This is a genomic window from Pseudomonas sp. Con_6 (assembly GCF_059379395.1).
On record NZ_CM182011.1, the window covers coordinates 4205035 to 4229078 of the forward strand.

Consider the following 24044-nt stretch of genomic DNA (forward strand, 5'->3'; position numbering starts at 1 on the left):
AACAAACGGTAAGTAACTCATCACTGCAGGAGAGCAAGGAATGACACAAGCCAACAGTGGCGCAGGACGGGTCACCCGCGAACAACGTGGCCAGTTACTGCTGATCGGCCTGGACCGGGCCGGCAAGCGCAATGCCTTCGACAGCGCACTGCTCGCAGACCTGTCGCTGGCCCTCGGCGAGTACGAAGGCAATGACCAACTGCGTTGCGCAGTGCTGTTCGCCCACGGTGCGCATTTCACGGCGGGCCTGGACCTGATGGAACTGGCGCCGAAACTGGCCGGAGGAAGCTTCGCCTACCCGGCCGCCGGCATCGACCCATGGGGCGTCAGCGGCAAGCGCCGGACCAAGCCGGTGGTGGTCGCGGTCAACGGCACCTGCTGGACTGCCGGCATCGAGTTGATGCTCAACGCCGATATCGTCGTCGCCGAAAGCGATGCGCGCTTCGCTCACCTGGAGGTGCTGCGCGGCATCGCCCCTCTGGGCGGCTCCAGCGTGCGCTTCCCCCGCGCGGCAGGCTGGAACGCGGCGATGCGCTACCTGCTTACCGGCGACGAGTTCGATGCAACCCAGGCATTGCACATGCGTCTGGTGACCGAGGTGGTCGAGCCGGGACAGGGGCTGGAGCGGGCCATCGCGCTCGCCGACAAGGTTGCCCGTGCCGCGCCGCTGGGCGTGCAGGCGACCCTGGAGTCGGCCTTCGCCGCGCAAGACCAGGGCGATAGTGCGGCCCTGGCGTTGCTCGACGAACAGATGCTCAGGCTGATCCGCAGCCAGGATGCGCGGGAGGGGGTAATGGCGATGATGCAGAAGCGCGAGGCAGTGTTCAACGGGCGCTGAACGCCCCAGACAAGACTCGAACATCCACTACGAATGGAATGGAAAACAGTGCAGATCCCCCTGACCACCTGCGACGGCTATCCCCTCGTTGCCACCCGCTACGACGCCTGCGGCACGCCGCGCGGCAATCTGCTGGTGGCTGGCGCCACCGGCGTCCAGCAGCGCTTCTACCGGCGCTTCGCCGAGCATGCCGCACGCCAGGGCCTGAACGTGCTGACCCTCGACTATCGCGGTGTCGGCCAGTCGCGCCCGGCCTCACTGAAGGGCTTCGAGATGTCCTACCTGGACTGGGCCCGCCAGGACCTCGCCGCCGCCGTCGACCTGCTGGCCACGGACCACCTGCCTCTGTACTGGGTCGGTCACTCCTTCGGTGGCCACGCCATCGGCCTGCTTCCCGAGCCCTCGGCCATCACCGCCTGCTACAGCTTCGGCAGCGGTGCCGGCTGGGCCGGCTGGATGCCGCCGGGCGAAGCGCTCAAGGTACGCCTGCTATGGAGCTGCGTCCTGCCAGCGATCGTCGCCGCCAAGGGCTACATGGCCTGGAGCGTGCTGGGGATGGGCGACGACCTGCCGCTGGGGGTGTATCGCGACTGGAAGCGTTGGTGCCGCTACCCGCACTACTACTTCGATGACCCGGACATGCAGCACCTGCATGAGGCCTACGCCAGGGTGCGCATGCCCTGCGTCTTCGCCACGGCGCTGGACGATCCCTGGGCCCCGCCCCGTTCGCGGGATGCCTTCGTCAAGGCCTACCGCAATGCCCCGCTGATCCTGCGTGACCTGCGTCCGGCGACAGGACGCGGGCTGGGGCACATGGGCTATTTCCGCGAAGGCGCCGAGCCGCTGTGGGACGACGCGCTGGGCTGGCTGCTGGGCCAGGGCTAGCGACGGTTCACCCGGCGAACACGATCCCCGAGCGCGCCGCCGCATTGCGGATATGTTCCTGCATGGCCTTCTGCGCCGCCGCGGGCGAATGCCGGCCCAGGGCGCGGAGGATCTTGCGGTGTTCCTGCCAGGTTTCCATCGCCCGCTCGGGGCGAATGAACGGCAGTTTCTGGCTTTCGATGAAGATCGCCTCGCTGGCCGTCACCACGTGCAGCATCGCCCGGTTGCCAGCGGCTTCGAGCAGGCGCCGGTGGAAGGCGAAGTCCAGCCGCGCCGCCGCCTCGAAGTTGCCCGCGCGCAACTCCACCCGCATGGCCTCGACATTCGCCGCAAGATCGTCGAGATCGTCGGCGGTCAGCGCACTGGCGGCCTGGCCGGCGGCGAAGCCTTCCAGCACGTAGCGCAACTGGAAAGTATCCGCCGCACCGATCTGCGCGGCGAACGGCCAGCTGAACCACGACGACTCCCCTGCTGCCTCTACCTTGGCGGACTGGACGAACACGCCCTTGCCCGGCTGCACGGTGATCACCCCCAGCGCACTGAGCGAGGACAACGCCTCGCGCAACGAAGCGCGGCTGACACCGAGGCGCTCGGCCAGGTCGCGCTGCGATGGCAAGGCATCGCCCGCCTGGTAGCCGCCCTCGCGGATCAGTCGCTGGATGGCCTGCTGGGCCTGTTCGGGGACGGCACTTCGGGTAGGGGCGTCGAGCATGTGTTCAGACCGGTCGGAACGAAGGATTCGCTGTTTTACGTCCTTTTCCGTACCTCGCGCAAGTGCGGCCCCAAACTGGCGCAAGCCCCGCAAACACTGCCTTTTTTCGGCGCAGACGCGGCAATCGTGACGGATATGAGCACGCCAACTGTTCAGACCAGTAATACCGCTCAAACACGGGGATAGCCCTCGTTTTTCAGGATATTTCCGCTTGTGGCACGCCCGCTGCAATGGCCCTTGGCATCCGCTTCAGCCCATCGATCCGCCATGAGGTCACCACCATGCGTAAACTGCGTACCCTTCTGCTGGCCGCCCTCCTCTGCGGCAGCACCCTCACCGCCCAGGCCGACGTGCTCGGCGACATCAGCCAGCGTGGCGTGCTCAAGGTCGCCGTACCCCAGGACTTCCCGCCCTTCGGTTCGGTCGGCCCGGACCTCAAGCCCCGCGGCCTGGACATCGACACCGCGCAACTGCTCGCCGACAAGCTCGGCGTCAAGCTGGCCCTGACTCCGGTCAACAGCACCAACCGCATCCCCTTCCTCACCACCGGCAAGGTCGACCTGGTCATCTCCAGCCTCGGCAAGAACCCCGAGCGCGAGCAGGTGGTGGACTTCTCCCTGCCCTACGCACCGTTCTACCTGGCGGTATTCGGCCCCGAGGCCAGCCCGGTCGACAATGTCCAGGCCCTGGCCGGCAAGACCATCAGCGTCACCCGTGGCGCCATCGAGGACATGGCCTTGACCGCCGTGGCGCCCGAGGGCACCACGATCAAGCGCTTCGAGGACAACAACTCGACCATCGCCGCCTACCTGTCCGGCCAGGTCGACCTGATCGCCAGCGGCAGCGTGGTCATGGCAGCGATTGCCGAGAAGAACCCGAAGAAAGTCCCGGTACTCAAGGTCAAGCTCAAGGATTCGCCGGTCTACGTCGGCATGGCCAAGGAACAGCCGGCGCTGCGCGAGAAGGTCAACGCCATCCTCGCCGAGGCCCGCAACGACGGCAGCCTCAACCGCAACGCCGAGAAATGGCTGAAGCAGCCGCTGCCCGCCGATTTCCAGTGAGCTCGCGCGCATGGCCTATCAATTCGATTTCGCCGCAGTCCTGAGCCAGAGTGACCTGCTGCTCAAGGGCGCGCTGTTCACCCTGGAACTGACCCTGATCGGCACCCTGGTCGGGGTGGCCGTGGGCATCCTCGGCGCGGTGGCCCGTGCCTGGCAGTTGCGGCCGTTCAACTGGTTCTTCGCGACCTACGTGGAGCTGATCCGCAACACGCCGTTCATCGTCCAGCTGTTCTTCATCTTCTTCGGCCTGCCGGCCCTGGGCCTGCGCATGAGCGAATGGCAGGCGGCGGTACTGGCCATGGTGATCAACCTCGGCGCCTACTCCACCGAGATCATCCGCGCCGGCATCCAGGCCATCCCCCGGGGGCAGCTGGAGGCCGCCGCGGCGCTGGCGCTGAGTCGCGCCGAGACCTTCCGCCACGTGATCCTGCGCCCGGCACTGGCGCGGGTGTGGCCGGCGCTGTCGAGCCAGATCGTGATCGTCATGCTCGGCTCGGCGGTGTGTTCGCAGATCGCCACCGAGGAGCTGTCATTCGCCGCCAACTTCATCCAGTCGCGCAACTTCCGTGCCTTCGAGACCTACCTGCTGACCACCCTGGTCTACCTGGCGATGGCAATCACTGTGCGCCAGCTCCTGAACCTGCTGGGTCGCCACCTGATCCTGAGGAGAGGCTGATGGACTTCACCTTGTGGGACATCGTCCGCAACCTGCTCACCGGCCTGCAATGGACGCTGCTGCTGTCATTGGTGGCCTTTGTCTGCGGCGGTCTTGGCGGGTTGCTGGTACTGATTGCGCGGATTTCCGAAAACGCCACCCTGCGCGGCCTGGCCCGCTGCTTCATCGAGCTGTTCCAGGGCACGCCACTGCTGATGCAGCTGTTCATGGTGTTCTTCGGCATCGCCCTGTTCGGCATCGACGTCTCGGCCTGGATGGCCGCCGCACTGGCCCTGACCCTCTTCACCAGCGCCTTTCTCGCCGAGATCTGGCGCGGCTGCGTGGAGTCGATCCCGCGCGGCCAGTGGGAGGCCGGGTCGAGCCTGGCACTGAACCGCTACGAGCAACTGCGCCACGTGATCCTGCCCCAGGCCCTGCGCATCGCCGTGGCGCCGACCGTGGGCTTCTCGGTGCAGGTGGTCAAGGGCACCGCGGTGACCTCGATCATCGGCTTCACCGAGCTGACCAAGACCGGCGGAATGCTGGCCAACGCCACCTTCGAACCCTTCCTGATCTACGGCCTGGTCGCCCTGGGCTACTTCATTCTGTGTTTTCCACTGTCGCTGGGTGCCCGTTACCTGGAGAGGAGGCTGCATGCCGCTGGTTAGAGTGTCCGCGTTGCACAAGTACTACGGAAACAACCATGTCCTGAAGGGCGTCGACCTGAGCATCGAGCAAGGCGAGGTGGTGGCGATCATCGGCCGCAGCGGCTCGGGCAAGAGCACCTTGCTGCGCACCCTCAACGGCCTGGAGTCGATCAATGATGGGGTCATCGAGGTGGACGGCGAATACCTCGACGCCGCCCGCGCCGACCTGCGCTCGCTACGGCAGAAGGTCGGGATGATCTTCCAGCAGTTCAACCTGTTCCCGCACCTGAGCATCGGCGAGAACGTCATGCTCGCCCCGCAACTGGTGAAGAAGACGCCCAAGGCCGAGGCCCGCGAGCTGGCGCAGCGGATGTTGGCGCGGGTCGGCCTTGGCGAGCGTTTCGACGCCTGGCCCGACCAGCTCTCCGGTGGCCAGCAGCAACGGGTGGCCATCGCTCGCGCCCTGGCGATGTCGCCGAAGGTGCTGCTGTGCGACGAGATCACCTCGGCGCTGGACCCCGAGCTGGTCAACGAGGTACTGGCGGTGGTCCGCGAGCTGGCCCGGGAAGGCATGACCCTGGTGATGGTCACCCACGAGATGCGCTTCGCCCGCGAGGTCGGCGACAAGCTGGTGTTCATGCATCAGGGCAAGGTGCATGAGATGGGCGATCCGAAGGTGCTGTTCGATGCACCGCAGACGCCGGAGCTGGCGAATTTCATTGGTAGCGTGGCCTAGGCTGAGACCAGACTGCCTGGGGAGTTGCCATGGTAAGGAACTTTCCTTACCATAATCACAATCACTTCGGGAATCCCCTCTCATGCCAAGCCTCCACGAAATTGCCACCCTGACGTCCAAGGGCCAGGTCACCGTCCCGAAATCCGTGCGCCAACTGCTCGGCCTGGACACCGGCGGCAAGATCGCATTCGACGTACGCGCTGGCGAGGTGGTGGTCAGCCGCGCAGACGCAGTCCACGAAGATCCTGCCATCGGTGCATTCCTCAGCCTGCTGGAAGCCGATATTCGCGCCGGCCGCAACCTCCAGACGCTACCGCAAGAGCTCGCTGAAACCCTGCTGGCGAACGCTGGCCACGACATCGAGCTCGACGAGGACATCGAAGGCGAGGTCTCTCTCTGATGCAGCGACATGGCTGGACACTGCTATTCCATCAGGGCGTGGTCGCGCAACTGGGCAAACTGCAAGCGGCCGCAGCCCGGGCCGAGCAGAATGACTCGCAAGGCGATGAAAGCAATGCCAACGTGAAGCTGCTGCGAGCTCTGAGTCAGCTGATTCTGGAGGTCATTCCCACCGACCCGGCACGGGACGAATATCGACAGGGCAATACGCTGGGCACGGCCTATCGTCATTGGCGACGGGCCAAGATCGGCAGGCGCTTTCGGCTGTTCTTCCGCTATGACTCAAGATCCAGGGTGATCGTTTTCGCGTGGGTCAACGATGAACAGACATTGAGATCGGCGGGCAGCCGGTCCGATCCCTACGCCGTGTTCGAGAAGATGCTGGGCCAGGGCAATCCGCCAGATGACTGGAACGCATTGATCGCAACGGCCCAGGGAGACTGGAAGGAAAAATAACCAAAATAGGCCGAGCTGGCTCGTAGAGACTAACCTGCAAGACAACAGCCACCTCAATAATCATCAGAGGTCATCTCTGGTGGGCCCCTAAACAGGCTTCAACGATCCTCCGGCCAGGTCGTCAGCACCTCGAACCCGTCCTCGGTCACCACCACCATGTGCTCCCACTGCGCCGACAGCGAGCTGTCGCGGGTCACCACGGTCCAGCGGTCGGCCAGGGTCTGGGTCTGGCGCTTGCCGGCGTTGAGCATGGGTTCGATGGTGAAGATCATCCCCGGTTTGAGCTTCATGCCGTAGCCGGGCTGGCCGAAATGCAGGATCTGGGGCTCGTCGTGGTAGATGCGGCCGATGCCATGGCCGCAGTACTCGCGCACCACGCTGAAGCCGGCGCCCTCGCCCACCGCCTGGATGGAGTGGCCGATATCACCCAGGGTCGCGCCCGGCTTCACTGCGCGGATGCCTGCCCACATGGCCTCGAAGGTCACGTCCACCAGGCGCTGCGCCTCGGCGCTGACCTGGCCGACGCAGTACATGCGGCTGGTGTCGCCGAACCAGCCGTCCTTGATCACCGCCGTATCGATATTGACGATATCGCCGTCCTTGAGCACCCGTCCCGAGGGTATGCCGTGGCACACCACTTCGTTGACCGACACGCAAAGGGTCTTGGGAAAGCCGTGGTAGCCGACATTGGCCGGCGTGGCTTTCTGCACATTGACGATGTAGTCGTGGCAGAGGCGGTCCAGCTCATCGGTGCTGACGCCAGGTTGCACGTGAGGAGCGATCATCGCCAGCACGTCGGCGGCAAGTTCGGCGGCAACGCGGGCCTGGGCGATCTGTTCTTTGGAGTGAAGGGTCACGCCTTTCAATGCTGGGCCTCCATGGCAAGGTTGATCGGCGTGCCTTCGAGTGCGCAGACGCGCTTGAGGTCGAGGCCGCCCTGTTGCTCGGCCTGGATCAGCAGGCGGCAGATTTCATTGTGGTTCAGGTCGGGGTGCAGCTCGGCGAGCATGCCGATGCGCATCCAGTGTTCGGCCTGGGCGTTGATCGAGCGGCTCAGCGCATTGCTGGCGACGCGAAGGCTCTCATGCATCGATTCCGAGATCTTTACGATACCCATAGAAAGTTCCTATACGAAACGCAGACGATTCGTATATTAGCCGAAAACTTGCACTGGGTAACATTTCCCGCTTGATCCGCTGTACGGCGACTCACTGGAAAAGCACAGTTTCACGCTTACGCTTTGTCAAAGCCGACGCGAAAACATCAGGGAAGTCAGACACGTGCCATCGATCTACCAGCTCAAACCGTGTTTCCAGGCGCTGTTGCGGCCCGGCGTCACCCGCCTGTACGAGCGCGGCGTCACCGCCAATCAGGTGACCCTGGTCGCCGCCCTCGTCTCCGTCGTGCTCGGCCTGCTCCTGGCCTGGGGCGCCAGCCATGCCTGGCTGTTCGCCCTGCTGCCGTTGTGGATGCTGCTGCGCATGGCACTGAATGCCGTCGACGGCATGCTCGCCCGCGAGTTCGGCCAGCAATCGCGCCTGGGCGCCTACCTCAACGAACTCTGCGATGTGACCGCCGACACCGCGCTGTATCTGCCCTTCGCGCTCTTGCCTGACGTCTCGCCGCTGCTGGTGGTGCTGGTGGCAGTTGCCGCGCTGGTCAGCGAGTACGCCGGGGTCATGGGCCCGCTGGCGGGTGCCTCGCGACGCTACGACGGGCCCATGGGCAAGAGCGACCGCGCCTTCGTCTTCGGTGCACTCGGCCTTGGAGTCGCCTTCGCCTTGCCCGCCGCCTGGATCAATGGCGCCTTGCTGGTCGTCCTCCTGCTTTGCCTCTATACCCTCTACAACCGGGTGCGCCGCGGTCTGGCCGAAACCCGCTGACTGTCCCGCCGGATAAGGAATCGTCCCATGCGCCAGGCGCACTCCCTGCATTTCACCACCCATGACGGCGTAGAGCTGTTCTACCGCCACTGGCCCGCGCAACGCGAACCGGGCCAGGAAAAACGTGCGGTGGTGCTATTCCACCGCGGCCACGAGCACGGCGGGCGCATGGCCCACCTGGTGGACGAGCTGAACCTGCCCGACCACGATTTCTTTGCCTGGGACGCCCGCGGCCACGGCCAGTCCCCCGGCACCCGCGGCGACAGCCCGGGCTTCGCCCACAGCGTGCGCGACGTACAGACGTTCATCGACCATATCGGCGAACAGCACGGCATTCCCGAGCAGGAGATCGCCGTGGTGGCGCAGAGCGTCGGCGCGGTGCTGGTGGCGACTTGGGCCCACGACTACGCGCCCAAGGTGCGCTGCCTGGTACTCGCCTCCCCGGCGTTCGACATCAAGCTCTACGTGCCTTTCGCCCGCCCCGGCCTGAAGCTGCTGCGGGCCTGGCGCGGCAATTTCTTCGTCAACAGCTACGTCAAGCCGCAACTGCTCACCCACGATGCGGAACGGGTGCTGTCCTACCGCAGCGACCCGCTGATCACCCGACCAATCTCAGTGAACATGCTGCTCGGTCTGTACGACGCCGCTGACCGCGTGGTGGCCGATGCCCAGGCCATCCAGATCCCCACCCAGGTGCTGATCTCCGGGTCCGACTTCGTGGTCAGGCGCAAGCCCCAGGAGCAGTTCTTCGAGCGCCTTGGCACCCTGCACAAGGAAAAGCACGTGCTGCCCGGCTTCTTCCACGACACACTCGGCGAACGGGACCGCGGCCATGCCCTGGCGCGGATCCGCCGCTTCATCGGCGAATGCTTCGCCCGGGCGCCGGAGCGCCCGTCCCTGCTCGACGCCGACCGCCACGGCGCCAGTTGCGCCGAGGCCGAGACCCTGGCCGCGCCCCTGCCCAAATACTCGCCGGCCAACCTCTACTGGCAGGCCACCCGCGCCTCGCTGCGCCTGGGCCGGCAGTTCTCCGAAGGGATCAGGCTGGGCTTCGACACCGGTTTCGATTCCGGCAGCACCCTGGACTATATCTACCGCAACCAGGCCACCGGCAAGGGTGGCTTCGGCAAGGCGGTGGACCGCAACTACCTGAATGCCATCGGCTGGCGCGGCATCCGCCAGCGCAAGCTGCACGCCGAGGAACTGCTGCGCCTGGCCATCGAACGCCTGCGCGGGCAAGGCCGGCCAGTGCATATCGTCGATATCGCCGCCGGCCATGGCCGCTACATCCTCGAAGCCTTGCAGGGCCTGGAGCAACGTCCCGACTCGATCCTGCTGCGCGACTACAGCGAGCTGAACGTCGACCAGGGCAGTGCCCTGATCGCGGAAAAGGGCCTGGCCGACATCGCCCGCTTCGTCCGTGGCGATGCCTTCGACCGCGTCTCTCTCGCCGCCCTCGACCCGCGCCCAACCCTGGCGGTGGTCTCCGGTCTGTATGAACTGTTCCCCGACAACGACCTGGTCCGCGCGTCCCTGGGTGGCCTGGCCGATGCCGTGGAGGATGGCGGCTACCTGGTCTACACCAGCCAGCCATGGCACCCGCAGCTGGAGATGATCGCCCGCGCCTTGACCAGCCACCGTGGCGGCCAGGCCTGGGTCATGCGCCGCCGTAGCCAGGCGGAAATGGATCAACTGGTGGAGGCCGCCGGCTTCCGCAAGCTGGAACAGCGCATCGACGAATGGGGCATCTTCAGCGTCAGCCTCGCCCAGCGGGTGCGCTGATGCATACCCCACGGGAAGCCGGGCTGATCCGCCGGGGCGTGCTCTGGCTGCTCCTGCTCGGCCCGCTGTTCTTCCTGAGCTATGGCCTGAGCAACAACTTCACCGCCCGCCGCAACGATATCGGCAGCCTGGTGTTCGCCTGGGAAAGCGCCATTCCCCTGTGGCCCTGGAGCATCGTGCCGTACTGGTCGATCGACCTGCTCTACGGCCTGTCCTTCCTCTTGCCGCGCACCCGCCGGGAAATGGACCTGCATGCCCTGCGCCTGCTCAGCGCGCAACTGATCTGCGTAGCCTGCTTCCTGCTCTGGCCACTGCGTTTCACCTTCGAACGGCCTGAACTGAGCGGCGTGTTCGGCTGGTTGTTCGATGTGCTGATGGGCTTCGACAAGCCCTACAACCAGGCGCCCTCGCTGCATATCGCACTGCTGGTGATCGTCTGGGCGATGTTCGCCCGGCATACCCCAGGGCGCGGGCTGCGCCTGCTGATGCACGGCTGGATGGCGCTGATCGGCCTGTCGATCCTGACCACCTGGCAGCATCACTTCATCGACCTGCCCACCGGCGCCCTGGCCGGTTTCCTGTGCCTGTGGCTGTGGCCGCGGGAAGGGCTTTCGCCGTTGCGCCTGGCGCGTCCACCGGCTTCGGCGCGACGCTACCACCTCGCCGCACGCTATGCCGCCGGCGCCGGAATCCTTGCCGCAGTCGCCTTCACCCTGCAAGGCGTCTGGCTCTGGCTACTGTGGCCTGGGGTGGCGCTGCTGCTGGTGGCCCTGAACTACGGGCTGTTCGGTGCCGACGGCTTCCAGAAGCGCGCTGATGGCAGCCAGTCCTGCGCCGTGCGCTGGCTCTTGGCACCCTACCTCGCCGCGGCCTGGGTCAACTCTCGGCTGTGGACCCTCCGACACCCCCAGGCCGATGAAGTCTGCGATGGTGTCTTTCTCGGGCGCCTGCCAGCACGCGGCGAGGCAACCCAATTCGCCAGCATCATCGACCTGTGCGCGGAGCTACCGGTGCATCCCGCCCCCGGCCAGCATTACCGGAGCCTGCCGTGCCTGGACCTGGTAGTGGCGGATAGCGAACGCTGCCGTGAAGCAGCCAGCGCCATCCAAGCCCTGCGCGAGCACGGTCCGCTGCTGGTCTGCTGCGCCCTCGGCTACTCGCGCAGCGCCAGCGTGGTGGCGGCCTGGCTGGTGCTGAGCGGACGCTGCGCCAACGTCGATGCCGCCGAAGCCCTGATCCGCCGCGCCCGCCCCGGCGTGGTGCTGTATCCGGCCCACCGCCGCCTGCTGGAACAACTGCCCCCGGGACCCTGTCCATGAGCGAAGAACCGCAACTGGCCCTGACCGCGCGCCTGCTGCGACGTGGCCGGCAGATCGAGCGCCTGTCCGACGGCATCAGCCTGGTCGCCCTGGTGATGGGCATGACGCCACTGTTCGTCGCCGCCCGCCATCCCGTGCTGACCGGCGTACTCTGCGCGCTGCTGCTGATCCTTGGCCTGGCCCAGAAGTACCACGCCATGAGGGTGGCGCTGGACGCCGAGCTGATCGGCGCCCTGGCTGCCGATGCCGGGCGCCTCAGCAGTCGCACCCGCGCCCTCGACCAGTCGCTCTACGAACTGGGCCTGACCCCCCCTGGCCGCGAGCGCGACTGGCTCTCGCGCTGCCGCGGCGCCCTGCGTCTGCTACGCGGGCAGGCTATCTGCCTCGCCCTTCAGGTCGCCCTCGCCCTGTTCGGGCTGCTGCTTCTACCCTGGTTTCCACTGGCTGCATAAGGACCCATCATGCTCGCCACCTTCACTGCCTTCCTCATCACCTCCTTCGCCCGCCTGGTCACCGGCGCCCGCGCCCTGTGGCTGGGCTGCAGCCCGCTGCCGATCCAGCGCCTGTACTACGCCAACCACAGCAGCCACGGCGACTTCGTGCTGATCTGGGCTTCGCTGCCAGATACGTTGCGCCGGCGCACCCGCCCGGTGGCCGGGGCCGATTACTGGCTCAAGCCAGGCATCCGCAGCTTCCTGATCCAGAAGGTATTCAACGGCGTGCTGCTGGACCGCCAGCGCAGCGAGCCGCAGGCAGACCCACTGCAACCGGTGAAGGAGGCCTTGGCCGCCGGCGATTCGCTGATCTTCTTCCCCGAAGGCACCCGCAACCTCGGTGACGAGCCGCTGCTGCCGTTCAAGAGCGGCCTGTTCCACCTCGCCGCCTCGCGTCCGCAGATCGAGGTGGTGCCGGTATGGATCGCCAACCTCAACCGGGTCATGCCCAAGGGCCGCACCCTGCCCCTGCCACTGCTGTGCACCCTGAGCTTCGGCGAGCCGCTGCACCTGCAGGCCGACGAGAGCAAGCAGTCCTTCATCGACCGTGCGACCCAGGCCCTGCTGGCCTTGGCCCCGAAGGAGTCCTGAGATGGAACAGAGCACCTGGCCACTGTTCGCCGGCATCGGCGCCCTGCTGCTGCTCGCCAGCCTCGTCGGACGCGTGCTGAAATGGCGTACAGGCGAAGGCCCCCACGCGGTAATCGACAACCTCAACGCACGCATCGATGCCTGGTGGGTGATGGTCCTGGTCATCGGCCTGGCCTTCATCTTCGGCAAGACCGGGGTGATCGTGTTGTTCTATCTGGTGTCGTTCTACGCACTGCGCGAGTTCATCACCCTCACCCCGACCCGGCGCGGCGATTACCCGGCACTGGTCCTGGCGTTCTACGTGGCGCTGCCGGTGCAGTACCTGCTGATCGGTTTCGACTGGTACGGGCTGTTCAGCATCTTCATCCCGGTGTATCTGTTCCTGCTTCTGCCGATCCTCGCCAGTTTCGGCGGTGACACCACTCGCTTCCTCGAACGGGCGTCGAAGGTGCAATGGGGGCTGATGATCGCGGTGTACTGCCTGTCCTCAGTGCCAGCACTGATGACCCTCGACATCCCCGGCTACGAGGGGCGCAACCTGCTGCTGATCGCCTGGCTGATTCTCGTGGTGCAGATCAGCGACGTGCTGCAGTACGTCTGCGGCAAGCTGTTCGGCAAGCGCAAGGTGGCGCCGTCGCTGTCGCCGTCCAAGACCCTCGAAGGCCTGGTGGGCGGCGTGGCCCTGGCCACCCTGGTCGGTGCGGCACTGTACTGGATCACCCCGTTCAGCCCGTGGCAGGCGGCACTGATGGCGCTGGTGGTGAACGTGATGGGCTTCTTCGGCGGCCTGGTGATGTCGGCGATCAAGCGCGACCGCGGGGTGAAGGACTGGGGCCACATGATCGAAGGCCATGGCGGCATGCTCGATCGCATGGACTCAGTGTGCTTCGCGGCGCCGATCTTCTTTCACTTCGTCCGCTACTGGTGGGCGTGAGCCGGCAGCCCGTGGCAAGCTGAATCAAGTGGGTGGCAGAGGAAGGCAAGCAGCGCTCTCGGCAAGCGTGTCCAATGGGCAGCCAGCATTTCCCGGGTCGGGAGGTGCCAGGCCTGACCCACAAGAGCCGACAATGGCCGGTATCGCCTGCGTGCCAACACCCCCATAATCGCCGCGCCCCGACCGTCGAGGGCGTCCGCCACCAGGAGTTACCGTCATGGGCAAACTTGCTCTGGCTGCCAAGATCACCCACGTTCCCTCCATGTACCTGTCCGAACTGCCCGGCCCGCGCCAGGGCTATCGCCAGGCCGCGATCGACGGCCACAAGGAAATTTCCCGGCGCTGTCGCGAGCTGGGCGTCGACACCCTGGTGGTGTTCGACACCCACTGGCTGGTCAACGCCAACTACCACATCAACTGCAACCCGCACTTCAAGGGCACCTACACCAGCAACGAGCTGCCGCATTTCATCGCCAACATGGACTACGAAGTGCCGGGCAACGCCGAGCTGGGCAAGCTGATGGCCGCCGAAGCCAACCGCTACGGGGTCGAGACCATGGCCCACGACGCCACCAGCCTCGGCCCTGAGTACGGCACCCTGGTGCCAATGCGCTACATGAACGAAGACCAGCATTTCAAGGTGGTCTCGGTTTCTGCACTGTGCACCTCGCACTTCCTCAACGACAGCGCGCGCCTGGGCTGGGCCCTGCGCAAGGCGGTGGAAGACCACTACGACGGCACCGTGGCCTTCCTCGCCAGCGGCTCGCTGTCCCACCGTTTCGCCCAGAATGGCCAGGCCCCGCAGTTCGCCGACAAGGTCTGGAGCCCGTTCCTGGAAACCCTGGACCACCGCGTGGTGCAGATGTGGGAGAACGGCGAGTGGGACGATTTCTGCACCATGCTCCCGGAGTACGCGGTGAAGGGGCATGGCGAAGGCTTCATGCATGACACCGCGATGCTGCTGGGCGCGCTGGGCTGGTCGAAGTACGACGGCAAGGCCGAGGTGGTGACGCCGTACTTCGGTTCGTCGGCGACGGGGCAGATCAATGCGATCTTCCCGGTGACGCCGCAGGATGGATCGGCGATTCCCGAGGCGCAGGCCTCGGCGGGGCAATTGGCGGCGGTCGGCCGGCTGTAAGCTCATTCTCCCGGCCAGCCCACCTTCTCGCGGCTGGCCACCCGCTCCCACAGGGTCGGTGTAAACCGCTCCTTCTTCCCCCCTCCCCCCTGGCAGCCCCGATCAAATCCGACAGCAGGCTGAGTCAAGAACCTACCGCTCGTTAGGCATTTAATGCAAAGTGTAACAAATGCTCCCGGTCGCCCTTGTCGCCTCAGCCAACTCCAATTATTCAGGCCGCCACCATGATCAACGTCGAAACGCCCACCTACTACTCCGCAACCAAGAAGTACAACCTCGCCTTCCCCACCCTGGAAAACGATATCGAAGCCGATGTCGTGGTGATCGGCGGCGGCTTCTCGGGGATCAACACCGCCCTGGAACTGGCCGAAAAAGGCATCACCAACATCGTGGTGCTGGAAGCGCGTTACCTGGGCTTCGGCGGCACCGGGCGCAATGGCGGGCAGATCATGGCCGGTATCGGCCACGACCTGGAGAAGATCAAGAGCAGCGTCGGCGAACAGGGCCTGCAGCAGATCTTCGAAATCGCCGAAATGGGCGCCGGGATCATCAAGGAGCGCATCGCCAAGTACGCCATCGACGCCGATTTCTGCCATGGCTACGGCTACATGGGCTTCAACGCCCGCCAGGACAAGACCTTGCGCACCTGGGAAAAGGAATTCAAGAAGGTCAACACCAAGGACGAAATCCGCTTCCTCGGCGGCTCCGAGGTCAAGCAGATCATCGGCTCCGACGCCTACAGCAGCGCCCTGCTGCACATGGGCGGCGGCCACGTGCATTCACTGAACCTGCTGCTCGGCGAAGCCCAGGCGCTGGTTGGCCACGGCGCGCGCATCTTCGAGCACAGCGCCGCCCTGGAGGTGAGCTATGGCGACACCATCACCGTGCGCACCGGCCGTGGCTCGGTGAAGGCCCGCAAGCTGCTGTGGGCCTGCGACAGCTTCCTCAACAAGCTGGAACCGGAGCTGCACAGCCGCACCATCAACACCTTCGCCTTCCAGTTGATGACCGAACCGCTGTCCGACGAACTGATCCAGCGTATCAGCCCGATCCGCGGCGCCTACAGCGATATCCGCCCGGTCATCGACTATTACCGCGTGACCAACGAGAACCGCCTGCTGTTCGGCGCCGCCACGCCCTTCGTCGAGCACATTCCCAACGACCTCAAGGCGTGGAACCGGGCGCTGATGCTGAAGATCTTCCCCTACCTGAAGGACGTGAAGATCGACCTGGCCTGGGGCGGCCCGATGGCCACCAGTGCCAACCTGTTCCCGCAGATCGGCACCCTGAGCGGGCGACGCAATGCGTTCTACGTGCAGGGCTACTCGGGCTTCGGGGTGACCCCGAGCCATATCATCTGCAAGATCCTCGCCGAGGGCATGGCCGAAGGCTCCAGCCGCTACGACCTGATCAGCTCGGTGAAGCACGCGAAGATCATCGGCAAGGACAACTTCCGCCCGGCGATCCTCACGGCGGCCAAGACCCTGCACCAGCTTTCGGGCTTCTTCAACGGCCGCCGCTGAAGAGTTGCCATACCGCTATCCGGGACCACTGCGAGGTCCTTCGCAGTGGTTGGTCACACGACAAGCCAGCTACAGGGTCGTGGCAAGGCAGGCTTAGCTTGAAAGCTGATTGGTGAACTGCCCCACCGCATTCACCACCTTCTTCGCCCCGTCCTGGATCTCCACGATCACGCTGCCCGCCTGCGCCGACAGCTCAAGCCCCTGCTCGGCATGCTGCTTGCCCTGCTCGATGATGCGCACGGCTTCTTCGGCGAGCTTCTGGTTCTGGGTCACCACGTCGACGATTTCCTCGGTGGCCTTGGTGGTGCGCGACGCCAGCAGGCGCACCTCGTCGGCGACCACGGCAAAACCCCGTCCCTGCTCGCCGGCCCGCGCCGCCTCGATCGCCGCATTGAGCGCCAGCAGGTTGGTCTGGTCAGCGATACCGCCGATGCTCTTGACGATGCTGCCCACCAGCTGCGACTGCTTGTCCAGCGCCGCAATCCCCTCTACCGCCGCCGCCATCTGCACCGCCAGGCCCTGGATCACGTCCACGGTTTCCTGGATGACCACGCTGCCACGGCGAGCGCTGTCATCGGTGTGCTGCGAAGTGGTGAAGGCGATCTCGGCCGCGTGGGACACGGCGATCTCACGGTTGACCTGGTCGGTGATCACCGTGGCGAACTTGACGATCTTGTACAGCCGCCCATGGGCGTCGGAGATCGGGTTGTAGGTGGCCTCCAGCCAGACCACGCGGCCATGGCTGTCGATGCGTTTGAAGCGATCGGCGATGAATTCGCCACGGCGCAGCTTGTCCCAGAAGCGCTCGTACTGCGCCGAAGTGTGCTCCGCTGTCTCGCAGAACATTCGGTGATGCTTGCCCTTCAGGTCCGCGAGGCTGTAGCCCATGGCCTGGAGGAAGCGCTCGTTGGCATTGAGCACATTGCCTTGCAGGTCGAACTCGACCACTGCGGTGGAGCGCTGCAGGGCTTCGATCAGGTTTTCCCGCTCACGCGAGGTTTCGATGGTGCGGGTCAGGTCGTTGGCGTACAGCGACACATAGGTGACCTGGCCATGCTTGTCGCGGATCGGCTGCACGATGGCCCGCAACCAGGCCTCCTGGCCGTTGCCGCGCTTGAGCTGCAAGGCCCCGGCCCAGTGCTCGCCGCTCTGGATCGCGCGCTTCATCAGTTTGAAGTGGTTGGTGTCCTGGGCATACTCCGGCACCATGCCGAAGAGCAGCTTGCGCTCGACGGCCCCTGCGCAGTACTGCATTTCTGCGAGGAAGTTGCCGTTGGCCGAGGTGATCTCGCCCTGGGACGTCAGCTTCAGCACCAGCATTTCGTCATCCAGGCTCTGCTTTACCTGCTCGAGCGATGACAGCCGGTCCTCTGCCTCTTCAAGCGCCTTCTTGAGCCGCCGGTATGCGGGGAACATGGGGGAATCCTCCAGGAATAGGAAAAGCGACAGGCAGCGTGCCCGAATAATGGGTCAATACTTCATCATCCAGGCTTCCAGCTCCTGCGGCGCCAACGGCTTGGACAGGAGATAGCCCTGGGCCACGTGATAGCCCTGGTCCTTCAGAATGCGGAACTGGCCTTGCTCCTCGACACCTTCGGCCACCACCTTGAGGCGCAGACTGTCGCCAATGCGCATCACGGCATCGCTCAAGGCGCGGCTGGTTTCGTCCGCTTCCAGGTCAAGAATGAAACTGCGGTCCAGCTTCAATTCCTGTATCGGCAACTTGCGCAGATAACTCAAGCTGGAATAACCGGTGCCGAAGTCGTCCATGGCCAGCTTGATGCCCTGGGAATTGAGATCGTGCAGAACCTTGATGGTGCCAGGGTTGGTGTCCAGCAGCAGGTTTTCGGTCAGTTCGATGGTCAGGTCGCGGGCCTCGAGGCCGTGCTGGTCGAGCACGTCGCTGATCATCCCGGCCAGGTCGAGGTTGTGGAAATTGCTCGGCGACAGGTTCACCGACACCGACGGGATGCTCAGGCCCTTGCGCCGCCAGTCCGCCAGTTGCCGACAGGCCTCGCGTACCGCCCAGTGGCCCAGTTCGGTGATCAGTCCGCACTCTTCGGCCAGGGGAATGAAGCGCGCCGGCGAGACCACGCCGAAGTCCGGGTGGGTCCAGCGCGCCAGTGCTTCGACGCCATAGACCTGGCCATCGTCGATGTTCACCTGGGGCTGGTAGTGCAGTTGCAGCTTGCCCTGTTCGATGGCCTCGCGCAGAGCGCTTTCCAGGGCCTGGCGCTCCTGGGCCAGTTCGTTCAGTTCGTGGCTGAAGAAGCTGAAGCGGCCGCGCCCAGAGTGCTTGGCCTGGTACATGGCCATGTCGGCGCGGTGGATCAGCGTGCTCATGTCGTGGCCGTCCCGCGGGTAGAGGCTGACGCCGATGCTGGCCGACGGCGAGAAGCATGAGCCGGCGATCTGGCACGGCTGGGAAATCGCCTGGCGGATCTCCTCGATGGCATCGTTGACCCGCTGGCTGTCACAGTCCGGCAAGACCACGACAAACTCGTCACCCGACAGGCGCCCGACGATATCGGCGTTGTCGCTGAGGCGCTGGGCGATCAGCTTGAGCAGTTCGTCACCCGCCGGATGACCAAGGGAATCGTTGATCTGCTTGAAGCGGTCGAGATCGATGAACAGCACCGCCAGCGCAGACCGGGTGCGCCGCGCCTCGATCAGCGCATGATCGGCCTTGGCGTGCAGCAGGCTGCGATTGGGCAGGCGCGTCAGGCTGTCGTAGAAAGCCAGTTGACGGATGCTCTCGCGGTTGACCTCGCGCTCCATGGCCAGTGCGCACAAGGGGGTGATGACTTCGACGATCTGCTGCTGCAAGGTCGATGGCGTGCGGTGCTCGTCGTAGTAGAAGGACAGCACCCCGATGGGCAGGCCCTTGGAATCCTTGATCGGGATAGCCCAGACGCTGCGGATGCCCAGCTCCAGGCCCTCTTCGCGAATGCTGGTCCAGTGTGGATCGCTGCCGATGTCGCTGGCGTAGACCATCTCGCCGCGGCACGCCGCCACGCTGGACGCCCCGACGCAATCGCGAATCTGCCGCCCTTCGAGCATCTCGCCATAGCGCTCGGAAAACCCCGGCGCCGCCAGCGGGTGCAACGTACCGTCCGTGCCGATCTGGATCACCGCCGCGCGCAGTTCCGGAGACATGCGCTCGATTTCCTTGCACAGCAGGTCCATCACCGACTCCAGCGGCATTTCCCGGACCATGGCGTCGAGGATGCAGTGTTGCAGAACCTGGTGGATCTTCGAGGCAGTGATGTCGGTGAGCACCGTCACCGTCTGCGCCAGCTCGCCATTGGCGCCGAATACCGGGTTGATCGCCACGTTGCACCAGATCCGCTCACCGCCCTTGACCTGCAGCAGCTCTTCGAGGCGGAACGAGCGTCCGCCGTTCAGACCGCGGCGCAGCTCGGCCATGCGCGCCAGCGGCAGATGCGGCACCAGCAGCTCGGCCGGCAGGCAAAGCTCGATCTCGTCGAGGCGGTAGCCGAACAGGTTCTCGAAACCCTTGTTGACATAGACCACCTTGCCGGCACCGTCGGTGATGAAGATGGCGTTGTCGGTCTGGTCGGCGACCAGCGCCAGCAGCTTGGCGCGCTTGCGCTCGCGACGCTGTTCGGTGACATCCTTGAGGAAGGCGGTGTAGAGGATCTGCCCGTCGGTTTCCACCCGCGATATCGACATCGAGCCCCAGCGCTGGGTCCCGTCCTTTTTGTGGATCGGCACATCGCGGGTAGTGCCGACGATCTTGTTGACGCCGGTGCGTCGATTCGAATCGACATAACCGTCATGCCGGCCACGAATGCTTTCCGGCACCAGCATGCTGACATTCCGGCCCAGCACTTCCTCACGATCGAAGCCCCACAACTTTTCCGCGGCGGCATTGAACAGCACCACGTGATTACGGCTGTCGATGACAACCACACTATCGATGGCTTGTTCCAGGGTTTGAACAAAAAGATCAGACAGGTTCTGGGTAATGGGCATCAACTCGATCCGGAAAAAGCGCAGGTTGACAGTGGCGAACGCAAGCCACGCCGCTGCAATGGGTGATTGCGGCAGAGGCTTGGTTTCAGTGCTCGGGAGGCGCCCGGTGAGCGCGGACGCTAGCTTACGCTCAATAATGGCGCGTCGCCATTATTCACGGGTGATTCTTTCGCTATTCATTCAAGTAATTGAAAAAAAGGAGAAATTATTGGAATTCAGGGAAAAGCATGACGTATATCAATAAATAGACTTTTGCCTGTGCTAGGAAAATGCAGATAGTTATTTTTTAAAAATTACATAGCGCACTAATAATAAATGAACCTGTATTAAGCGCCCTTGAAAACGACGCGGACCCTGTGGGCTGGCTTGCCAGTCCACAGGGCCCGTGTCGCCCGCTCGATTACTGCTCCTGCAACATCGACTGGATCTGCTGCGTCGCCTGCCGGGTACTGTCGGCCAGCTTCTTCACCTCCTCGGCCACCACCGAGAACCCGCGCCCCACCTCCCCGGCCCGCGCCGCCTCGATGGCGGCATTCAGCGCCAGCAGGTTGGTCTGCTCGGCGATGCTCTTGATCACCCCCACCACCGTGGCGATCTGCGCGTAGGTGGTCTGGTTCTGCGAGAGCATCTGCTCGTGACTGGCCTGGGCACTGCGTTCATCGCTGATATCGCGCACGGCGCCAATCACCCGGGTCAGTACGCCACGTTCGTCACGCACCGCACAACCGCGCTCACGGCACCAGATATAGCCACGAGTCTTGTGGCGCATGCGGTACTCGAAGACGTATTCGCCACTGGCCCCGGGCTTGAGGATCTCGCGGTCGAAGATCGCCATGATCTGCGGCAGGTCGTCGGGGTGGGTGATGCTGACCTGGGCGTCCCAGCCATCCGGCAGCTCGCTGGAGCCGTAACCCATCACCGCGCGGAACTGGTTGGAAATGCGCATGTGGCTGTCGGGGTGCTGCAGGTCGCCGTTGACCACCTTGATGTCCCAGGTCCCCTCGGTAATGGTTGATTCCAGCTGGGCCCAGATCGCCGCCTGCTGACGGTGGCCTTCCAGTTGCTGCTGCAACTCACCGAGCATCGACTGCAGATCCTCGCAGCGCCGCAGCAGGCTACTGGCTTCTGTCCGGGCCGCCTCGCCCTGGTGTCGTGCCTGCTCGATCTGCACGCTGAGGTCGCCCGCATGGGCCTGGGCTTCGTCGAGCCGGCGCCGGTCGGCCTGGCGATCCACCGCCAGGCCGCGCAAGGCGGCGAGCAACGCCGGGTGGCGCTGCAGGTGCGGCGTCTCGACGTCGTCCCACAGCTGACCCTGACTGATCCGCGTCAACAGCGGCTCGAGTTCCTGCACCCAATGATCTTTCCTGAAAAACATCAGCGCACACCGTTCGGCAGTGAAAAACAACGAGTTGAACGGAAAAGCGCCGGCTACGTCTTGCATCCGGGTGCCGGCCACTTGACCGTCGCTGCCAGCGCCTGGCACGCAGATCCATGTCGGCGACAGGCAAAGGCAAGACGTTCCCTGTGCAAGCCGGTAGAGTCAGGCACGGGGTTCGCTGGCGGCGGCCTCGCTCCTTTTCCGGCACATGGCGTTCCCGATCGTGAAAGCTGCACAACCGAACCGCTGGCCCCCGGTCCTGCGGGCCCTGCACCACCGCAATTTCCGGCTGTATTTCATCGGCCATGCGATTTCCACCCTGGGCACCTGGGTGCAGACCGTGGCCCTGTCCTGGCTGGTCTATCGCCTGACCGGCTCCGCCGCACTGCTCGGCCTCACTACCTGCGCCACGCTCCTGCCGCAACTGCTGGTGGGGCCGATCGCCGGAGCCTGGATCGACCGCCACGACAAGCGCCGCCTGCTGATCAAGGTGGAAAGCCTGCTTGGCGTACAGGCCCTGGTGCTGGCCGTGCTGACCTGGCTGGAGCTGATCAATCCGACCCTGATCGTCTTGCTCGCCGCTACCCTCGGCATCCTCAACGCAGTGGACACGCCGCTGCGCCAGTCGCTGCTCAGCCGCCTGGTGGATGACCGCGAGGACCTGGCCAACGCCCTCGCCCTCAACGCCATGTTGTTCACCTGCTCGCGCTTCATCGGCCCGCCACTGGCCGGCTTGCTCCTGGCGGTGACAGGCGAGGCGCTGTGCTTCGCCCTCAATGCGCTGTCCTATGGCGGCCTGATCCTCGGCCTGATGGCGGTGCGCCTGGCGCCTGGGGAAAAGGCCAGTGGCAACATGCGCCACCTGTTCCGCGAGGGCCTCGATCACGTCTGGCATTCGCCGTCGCTGCGCGGGCTGATCCTCGGCGTGCTGGTGGTCAACCTCACCGCCTCGACCTACGCCGTGCTGCTACCGGTGTTCGCCCATGACATCTTCGCCGGCGACGCGCGCACCCTCGGCTGGCTGTGGGGCGCGGCCGGGCTGGGCTCGCTGCTGTCCACAGTGCTGCTGGCCGGCCAACAAGGTGCCGACAGGCTGCGTGGCCTGATCCTGTTTTCCGCCAGCGCCAGCGCCCTTGGCCTGCTGCTGTTCGCCGGCAGCCGCAGCCTGCCGCTGTCGCTGCTGGCCATGCTGATCCTCGGCTTTGGCGTCACCATCAACAACGTAGGCACCAACATCCTCCTGCAAAGCCAGGCGCCGGAAGCGCTGCGCGGGCGAGTGGTGTCGATCTACACCTCGACCCGCTTCGGCTTCGACGCCATTGGCGGCCTGCTCGCCGGGCTTCTGGCGGCCCGTCTTGGCGGCCCCTGGGCCATGTCCGTTGCCGCTGCCCTGCTCGCCGCCTACTGCCTGTGGCAGGTGGCGCTGCGGGTACGCGGCATCCCTGAAACTGCCGTGGAGGAATCCGCCCGATGACTGCCCTGCTGCGTCAGCAACCGACCATCACCCTGCGCCTGGCCATGCAGGCCCTCGGCGCCGCTGTCGATTTCGCCGAACAGGCTGGCCTGCGGGTCAGCCTGGCGATCCTCGATGCCAGCGGCCAGATGATCCACAGCGCACACATGGACGGCGCGCCACGGCCGTCCCAGGCCATCGCCTTGAACAAGGCCCTGACCGCCGCCGGTTTCGGCGTGTCGACCTCGGTCTGGGAAGAGCGCTTGCAGAAAGCCTCGGCAGCCGTGCGTGACGGTTTGCCCCTGCAGCCGAGCCTTGCCTTGTTCGGCGGTGGCGAGCCGTTCCTGCATGACGGCCAGGTGATCGGCGCCATCGGCGTGTCCGGCGCCTCGGAAGCGATGGACGCCGAATGCGCCCGCGCCGCCGTGGCCAGGGTCGGCGCACTGCTGGGCGCGCCATGAACAGCGCGCAAGAGCTGGGAAGCTACTGCCTGCACGCCTTCAGCCAGCAGGTGCCAGCGAGCCTGGCGGCGTTTTACCGGATCGACGAGCAGTTGCAGGCCTGCGATTTCCAGTTGCTGGGCATGCAGGCGCCCATGCACCACCGCTACCTGGAGCATTACCGCCACCTCGACCCGCTCAAGCCGGACAACTGCAAGGCCATCGGCTTGCCGGTGGTGTCGCTGCGCCAGGGCCTGGCGCACCACGATGCGGCCCATGGGCGGGAGTACCTGGGATTTCTCGATCAGCACCGGGTAGTGGATGTGGTGGAGATCATGGCCTGGGTGGACGGGCGCCTGGCGGCGGGGGTTTCGCTGCTGCGCGAAGGCTCGCTGGGTGCGTTCAGTGCGGCGGAGCTGGAACGGTTGCTGCCGTTGCACGGGTTGATGCAGATGGCGGCGCGGCAATTGCCGGCGCCCGCAGCGGACCGGCTGGCCGGGTTGACACCGCGGGAGCGGGAGATTGCCCTCTTGCTGCAAGGCGGAGCCTGCAACAAGACCCTGGCGCGAGAATTGGGACTGGGGTTGCCAACGGTGAAGACCCACCTGATCAATCTGTTCAGGAAGGTGGGGGTGAGGAACCGGACGGAGTTGGTGGGGGCCTTGTTTCTGTAGCGTCGCTACTGGCCTCATCGCGGGCAACGCCCGCTCCCACAAGGACCGCG

At 65.1% G+C, this 24044-nt stretch carries 24 protein-coding genes and 3 pseudogenes; 19 read left to right on the top strand and 8 right to left on the bottom strand.

Features of this window, described 5'->3' with window-relative positions:
• Positions 1-40: 40 nt before the first annotated feature.
• Together AC5QPF_RS18530 and AC5QPF_RS18535 are read left to right on the top strand one after the other, a co-directional pair.
• Positions 41-838 (top strand): crotonase/enoyl-CoA hydratase family protein, encoded by a 798-nt coding sequence (locus AC5QPF_RS18530; protein ID WP_494959278.1) that lies wholly within the window; start codon positions 41-43, stop codon positions 836-838.
• Positions 839-871: 33 nt separating this feature from the next.
• The gene (locus AC5QPF_RS18535) at positions 872-1723 is read left to right on the top strand and encodes an alpha/beta fold hydrolase (protein WP_494959279.1); all 852 of its coding nucleotides are present in this window, start codon (positions 872-874) and stop codon (positions 1721-1723) included.
• A gap of 7 nt (positions 1724-1730) precedes the next feature.
• Here AC5QPF_RS18535 and AC5QPF_RS18540 read toward each other — a convergent pair whose 3' ends face one another.
• The gene (locus tag AC5QPF_RS18540; RefSeq protein WP_494959280.1) at positions 1731-2435 is read right to left on the bottom strand and encodes an FCD domain-containing protein; all 705 of its coding nucleotides are present in this window, start codon (positions 2433-2435) and stop codon (positions 1731-1733) included.
• Positions 2436-2716: 281 nt separating this feature from the next.
• Between AC5QPF_RS18540 and AC5QPF_RS18545 the strand changes: the two genes are divergently transcribed.
• From AC5QPF_RS18545 to AC5QPF_RS18570, 6 genes are all read left to right on the top strand, one after another.
• A complete protein-coding gene (locus tag AC5QPF_RS18545; RefSeq protein ID WP_494959281.1) occupies positions 2717-3496 on the top strand; it encodes a transporter substrate-binding domain-containing protein in 780 nt (259 codons plus the stop codon).
• Between the two features lie 10 nt (positions 3497-3506).
• The gene (locus tag AC5QPF_RS18550) at positions 3507-4172 is read left to right on the top strand and encodes an ABC transporter permease subunit (protein ID WP_494959282.1); all 666 of its coding nucleotides are present in this window, start codon (positions 3507-3509) and stop codon (positions 4170-4172) included.
• A complete protein-coding gene (locus AC5QPF_RS18555) occupies positions 4169-4819 on the top strand; it encodes an ABC transporter permease subunit (protein WP_494964202.1) in 651 nt (216 codons plus the stop codon). The genes AC5QPF_RS18550 and AC5QPF_RS18555 overlap by 4 nt, the downstream gene beginning before the upstream one ends.
• Complete coding sequence (locus AC5QPF_RS18560) at positions 4806-5534, top strand: ATP-binding cassette domain-containing protein (protein WP_494959283.1); 729 nt, start codon at positions 4806-4808, stop codon at positions 5532-5534. Before AC5QPF_RS18555 ends, AC5QPF_RS18560 begins: the two co-directional genes overlap by 14 nt.
• An 82-nt stretch (positions 5535-5616) precedes the next feature.
• On the top strand, positions 5617-5934 hold the full coding sequence (locus AC5QPF_RS18565; RefSeq protein WP_494959284.1) for a type II toxin-antitoxin system PrlF family antitoxin: 318 nt from the start codon (positions 5617-5619) through the stop codon (positions 5932-5934).
• On the top strand, positions 5934-6389 hold the full coding sequence (locus AC5QPF_RS18570) for a type II toxin-antitoxin system YhaV family toxin (RefSeq protein ID WP_494959285.1): 456 nt from the start codon (positions 5934-5936) through the stop codon (positions 6387-6389). Before AC5QPF_RS18565 ends, AC5QPF_RS18570 begins: the two co-directional genes overlap by 1 nt.
• A gap of 98 nt (positions 6390-6487) precedes the next feature.
• On the opposite strand, the gene map is transcribed toward AC5QPF_RS18570, so the two are convergent.
• Entirely contained in the window at positions 6488-7255 is a 768-nt protein-coding gene (gene map / locus AC5QPF_RS18575; RefSeq protein ID WP_494959286.1) for a type I methionyl aminopeptidase, read from the bottom strand.
• A complete protein-coding gene (locus tag AC5QPF_RS18580) occupies positions 7252-7506 on the bottom strand; it encodes a TA system antitoxin ParD family protein (RefSeq protein ID WP_494959287.1) in 255 nt (84 codons plus the stop codon). Before AC5QPF_RS18580 ends, map begins: the two co-directional genes overlap by 4 nt.
• Before the next feature lie 163 nt (positions 7507-7669).
• Here AC5QPF_RS18580 and AC5QPF_RS18585 point away from each other — a divergent pair, with 163 nt between their 5' ends.
• From AC5QPF_RS18585 to AC5QPF_RS18620, 8 genes are all read left to right on the top strand, one after another.
• Positions 7670-8272, top strand: coding sequence for a CDP-alcohol phosphatidyltransferase family protein (locus AC5QPF_RS18585; RefSeq protein ID WP_494959288.1), 603 nt, complete (start codon positions 7670-7672; stop codon positions 8270-8272).
• A 27-nt stretch (positions 8273-8299) separates the two neighbouring features.
• Positions 8300-10054: an alpha/beta fold hydrolase gene (locus AC5QPF_RS18590; protein ID WP_494959289.1), complete on the top strand. Its 1755-nt coding sequence runs from the start codon at positions 8300-8302 to the stop codon at positions 10052-10054.
• Complete coding sequence (locus AC5QPF_RS18595; RefSeq protein ID WP_494959290.1) at positions 10054-11373, top strand: phosphatase PAP2/dual specificity phosphatase family protein; 1320 nt, start codon at positions 10054-10056, stop codon at positions 11371-11373. The genes AC5QPF_RS18590 and AC5QPF_RS18595 overlap by 1 nt, the downstream gene beginning before the upstream one ends.
• Positions 11370-11825: a hypothetical protein gene (locus tag AC5QPF_RS18600; protein ID WP_494959291.1), complete on the top strand. Its 456-nt coding sequence runs from the start codon at positions 11370-11372 to the stop codon at positions 11823-11825. Before AC5QPF_RS18595 ends, AC5QPF_RS18600 begins: the two co-directional genes overlap by 4 nt.
• A gap of 9 nt (positions 11826-11834) precedes the next feature.
• Positions 11835-12458, top strand: coding sequence for a 1-acyl-sn-glycerol-3-phosphate acyltransferase (locus AC5QPF_RS18605; RefSeq protein ID WP_494959292.1), 624 nt, complete (start codon positions 11835-11837; stop codon positions 12456-12458).
• 1 nt (position 12459) lies between these two features.
• On the top strand, positions 12460-13392 hold the full coding sequence (locus AC5QPF_RS18610) for a phosphatidate cytidylyltransferase (RefSeq protein WP_494959293.1): 933 nt from the start codon (positions 12460-12462) through the stop codon (positions 13390-13392).
• A gap of 217 nt (positions 13393-13609) precedes the next feature.
• Complete coding sequence (hpaD, locus tag AC5QPF_RS18615; protein WP_330077220.1) at positions 13610-14530, top strand: 3,4-dihydroxyphenylacetate 2,3-dioxygenase; 921 nt, start codon at positions 13610-13612, stop codon at positions 14528-14530.
• Between the two features lie 224 nt (positions 14531-14754).
• The gene (locus AC5QPF_RS18620; RefSeq protein ID WP_494959294.1) at positions 14755-16053 is read left to right on the top strand and encodes an FAD-dependent oxidoreductase; all 1299 of its coding nucleotides are present in this window, start codon (positions 14755-14757) and stop codon (positions 16051-16053) included.
• Between the two features lie 93 nt (positions 16054-16146).
• On the opposite strand, the gene AC5QPF_RS18625 is transcribed toward AC5QPF_RS18620, so the two are convergent.
• The 5 genes and pseudogenes from AC5QPF_RS18625 to AC5QPF_RS18645 all read right to left on the bottom strand — a co-directional run.
• Positions 16147-16557: a methyl-accepting chemotaxis protein gene (locus AC5QPF_RS18625; RefSeq protein ID WP_375547409.1), complete on the bottom strand. Its 411-nt coding sequence runs from the start codon at positions 16555-16557 to the stop codon at positions 16147-16149.
• 183 nt (positions 16558-16740) lie between these two features.
• A pseudogene (locus AC5QPF_RS18630) lies at positions 16741-17469 on the bottom strand (PAS domain-containing protein); the annotation flags it as partial.
• A 54-nt stretch (positions 17470-17523) separates the two neighbouring features.
• The gene (locus AC5QPF_RS18635; RefSeq protein ID WP_494959295.1) at positions 17524-20049 is read right to left on the bottom strand and encodes an EAL domain-containing protein; all 2526 of its coding nucleotides are present in this window, start codon (positions 20047-20049) and stop codon (positions 17524-17526) included.
• Positions 20050-20455: 406 nt separating this feature from the next.
• Positions 20456-20767 (bottom strand): annotated as a pseudogene (locus AC5QPF_RS18640) (methyl-accepting chemotaxis protein); the annotation flags it as partial.
• An 18-nt stretch (positions 20768-20785) separates the two neighbouring features.
• Positions 20786-21490: pseudogene (locus tag AC5QPF_RS18645) on the bottom strand (PAS domain-containing protein); the annotation flags it as partial.
• 160 nt (positions 21491-21650) lie between these two features.
• Here AC5QPF_RS18645 and AC5QPF_RS18650 point away from each other — a divergent pair.
• Genes AC5QPF_RS18650 through AC5QPF_RS18660 form a run of 3 tightly spaced genes read left to right on the top strand, consistent with a single transcriptional unit; the run spans position 21651 to position 23994 of the window.
• Complete coding sequence (locus tag AC5QPF_RS18650) at positions 21651-22901, top strand: MFS transporter (RefSeq protein ID WP_494959296.1); 1251 nt, start codon at positions 21651-21653, stop codon at positions 22899-22901.
• Positions 22898-23341, top strand: a complete 444-nt coding sequence (locus tag AC5QPF_RS18655) for a heme-binding protein (RefSeq protein WP_494959297.1) — start codon at positions 22898-22900, stop codon at positions 23339-23341. The genes AC5QPF_RS18650 and AC5QPF_RS18655 overlap by 4 nt, the downstream gene beginning before the upstream one ends.
• Positions 23338-23994 carry a LuxR C-terminal-related transcriptional regulator gene (locus AC5QPF_RS18660; protein WP_494959298.1) on the top strand — a complete coding sequence of 219 codons (657 nt, stop codon included), beginning with the start codon at positions 23338-23340 and terminating at the stop codon, positions 23992-23994. Before AC5QPF_RS18655 ends, AC5QPF_RS18660 begins: the two co-directional genes overlap by 4 nt.
• Positions 23995-24044 lie beyond the last annotated feature (50 nt).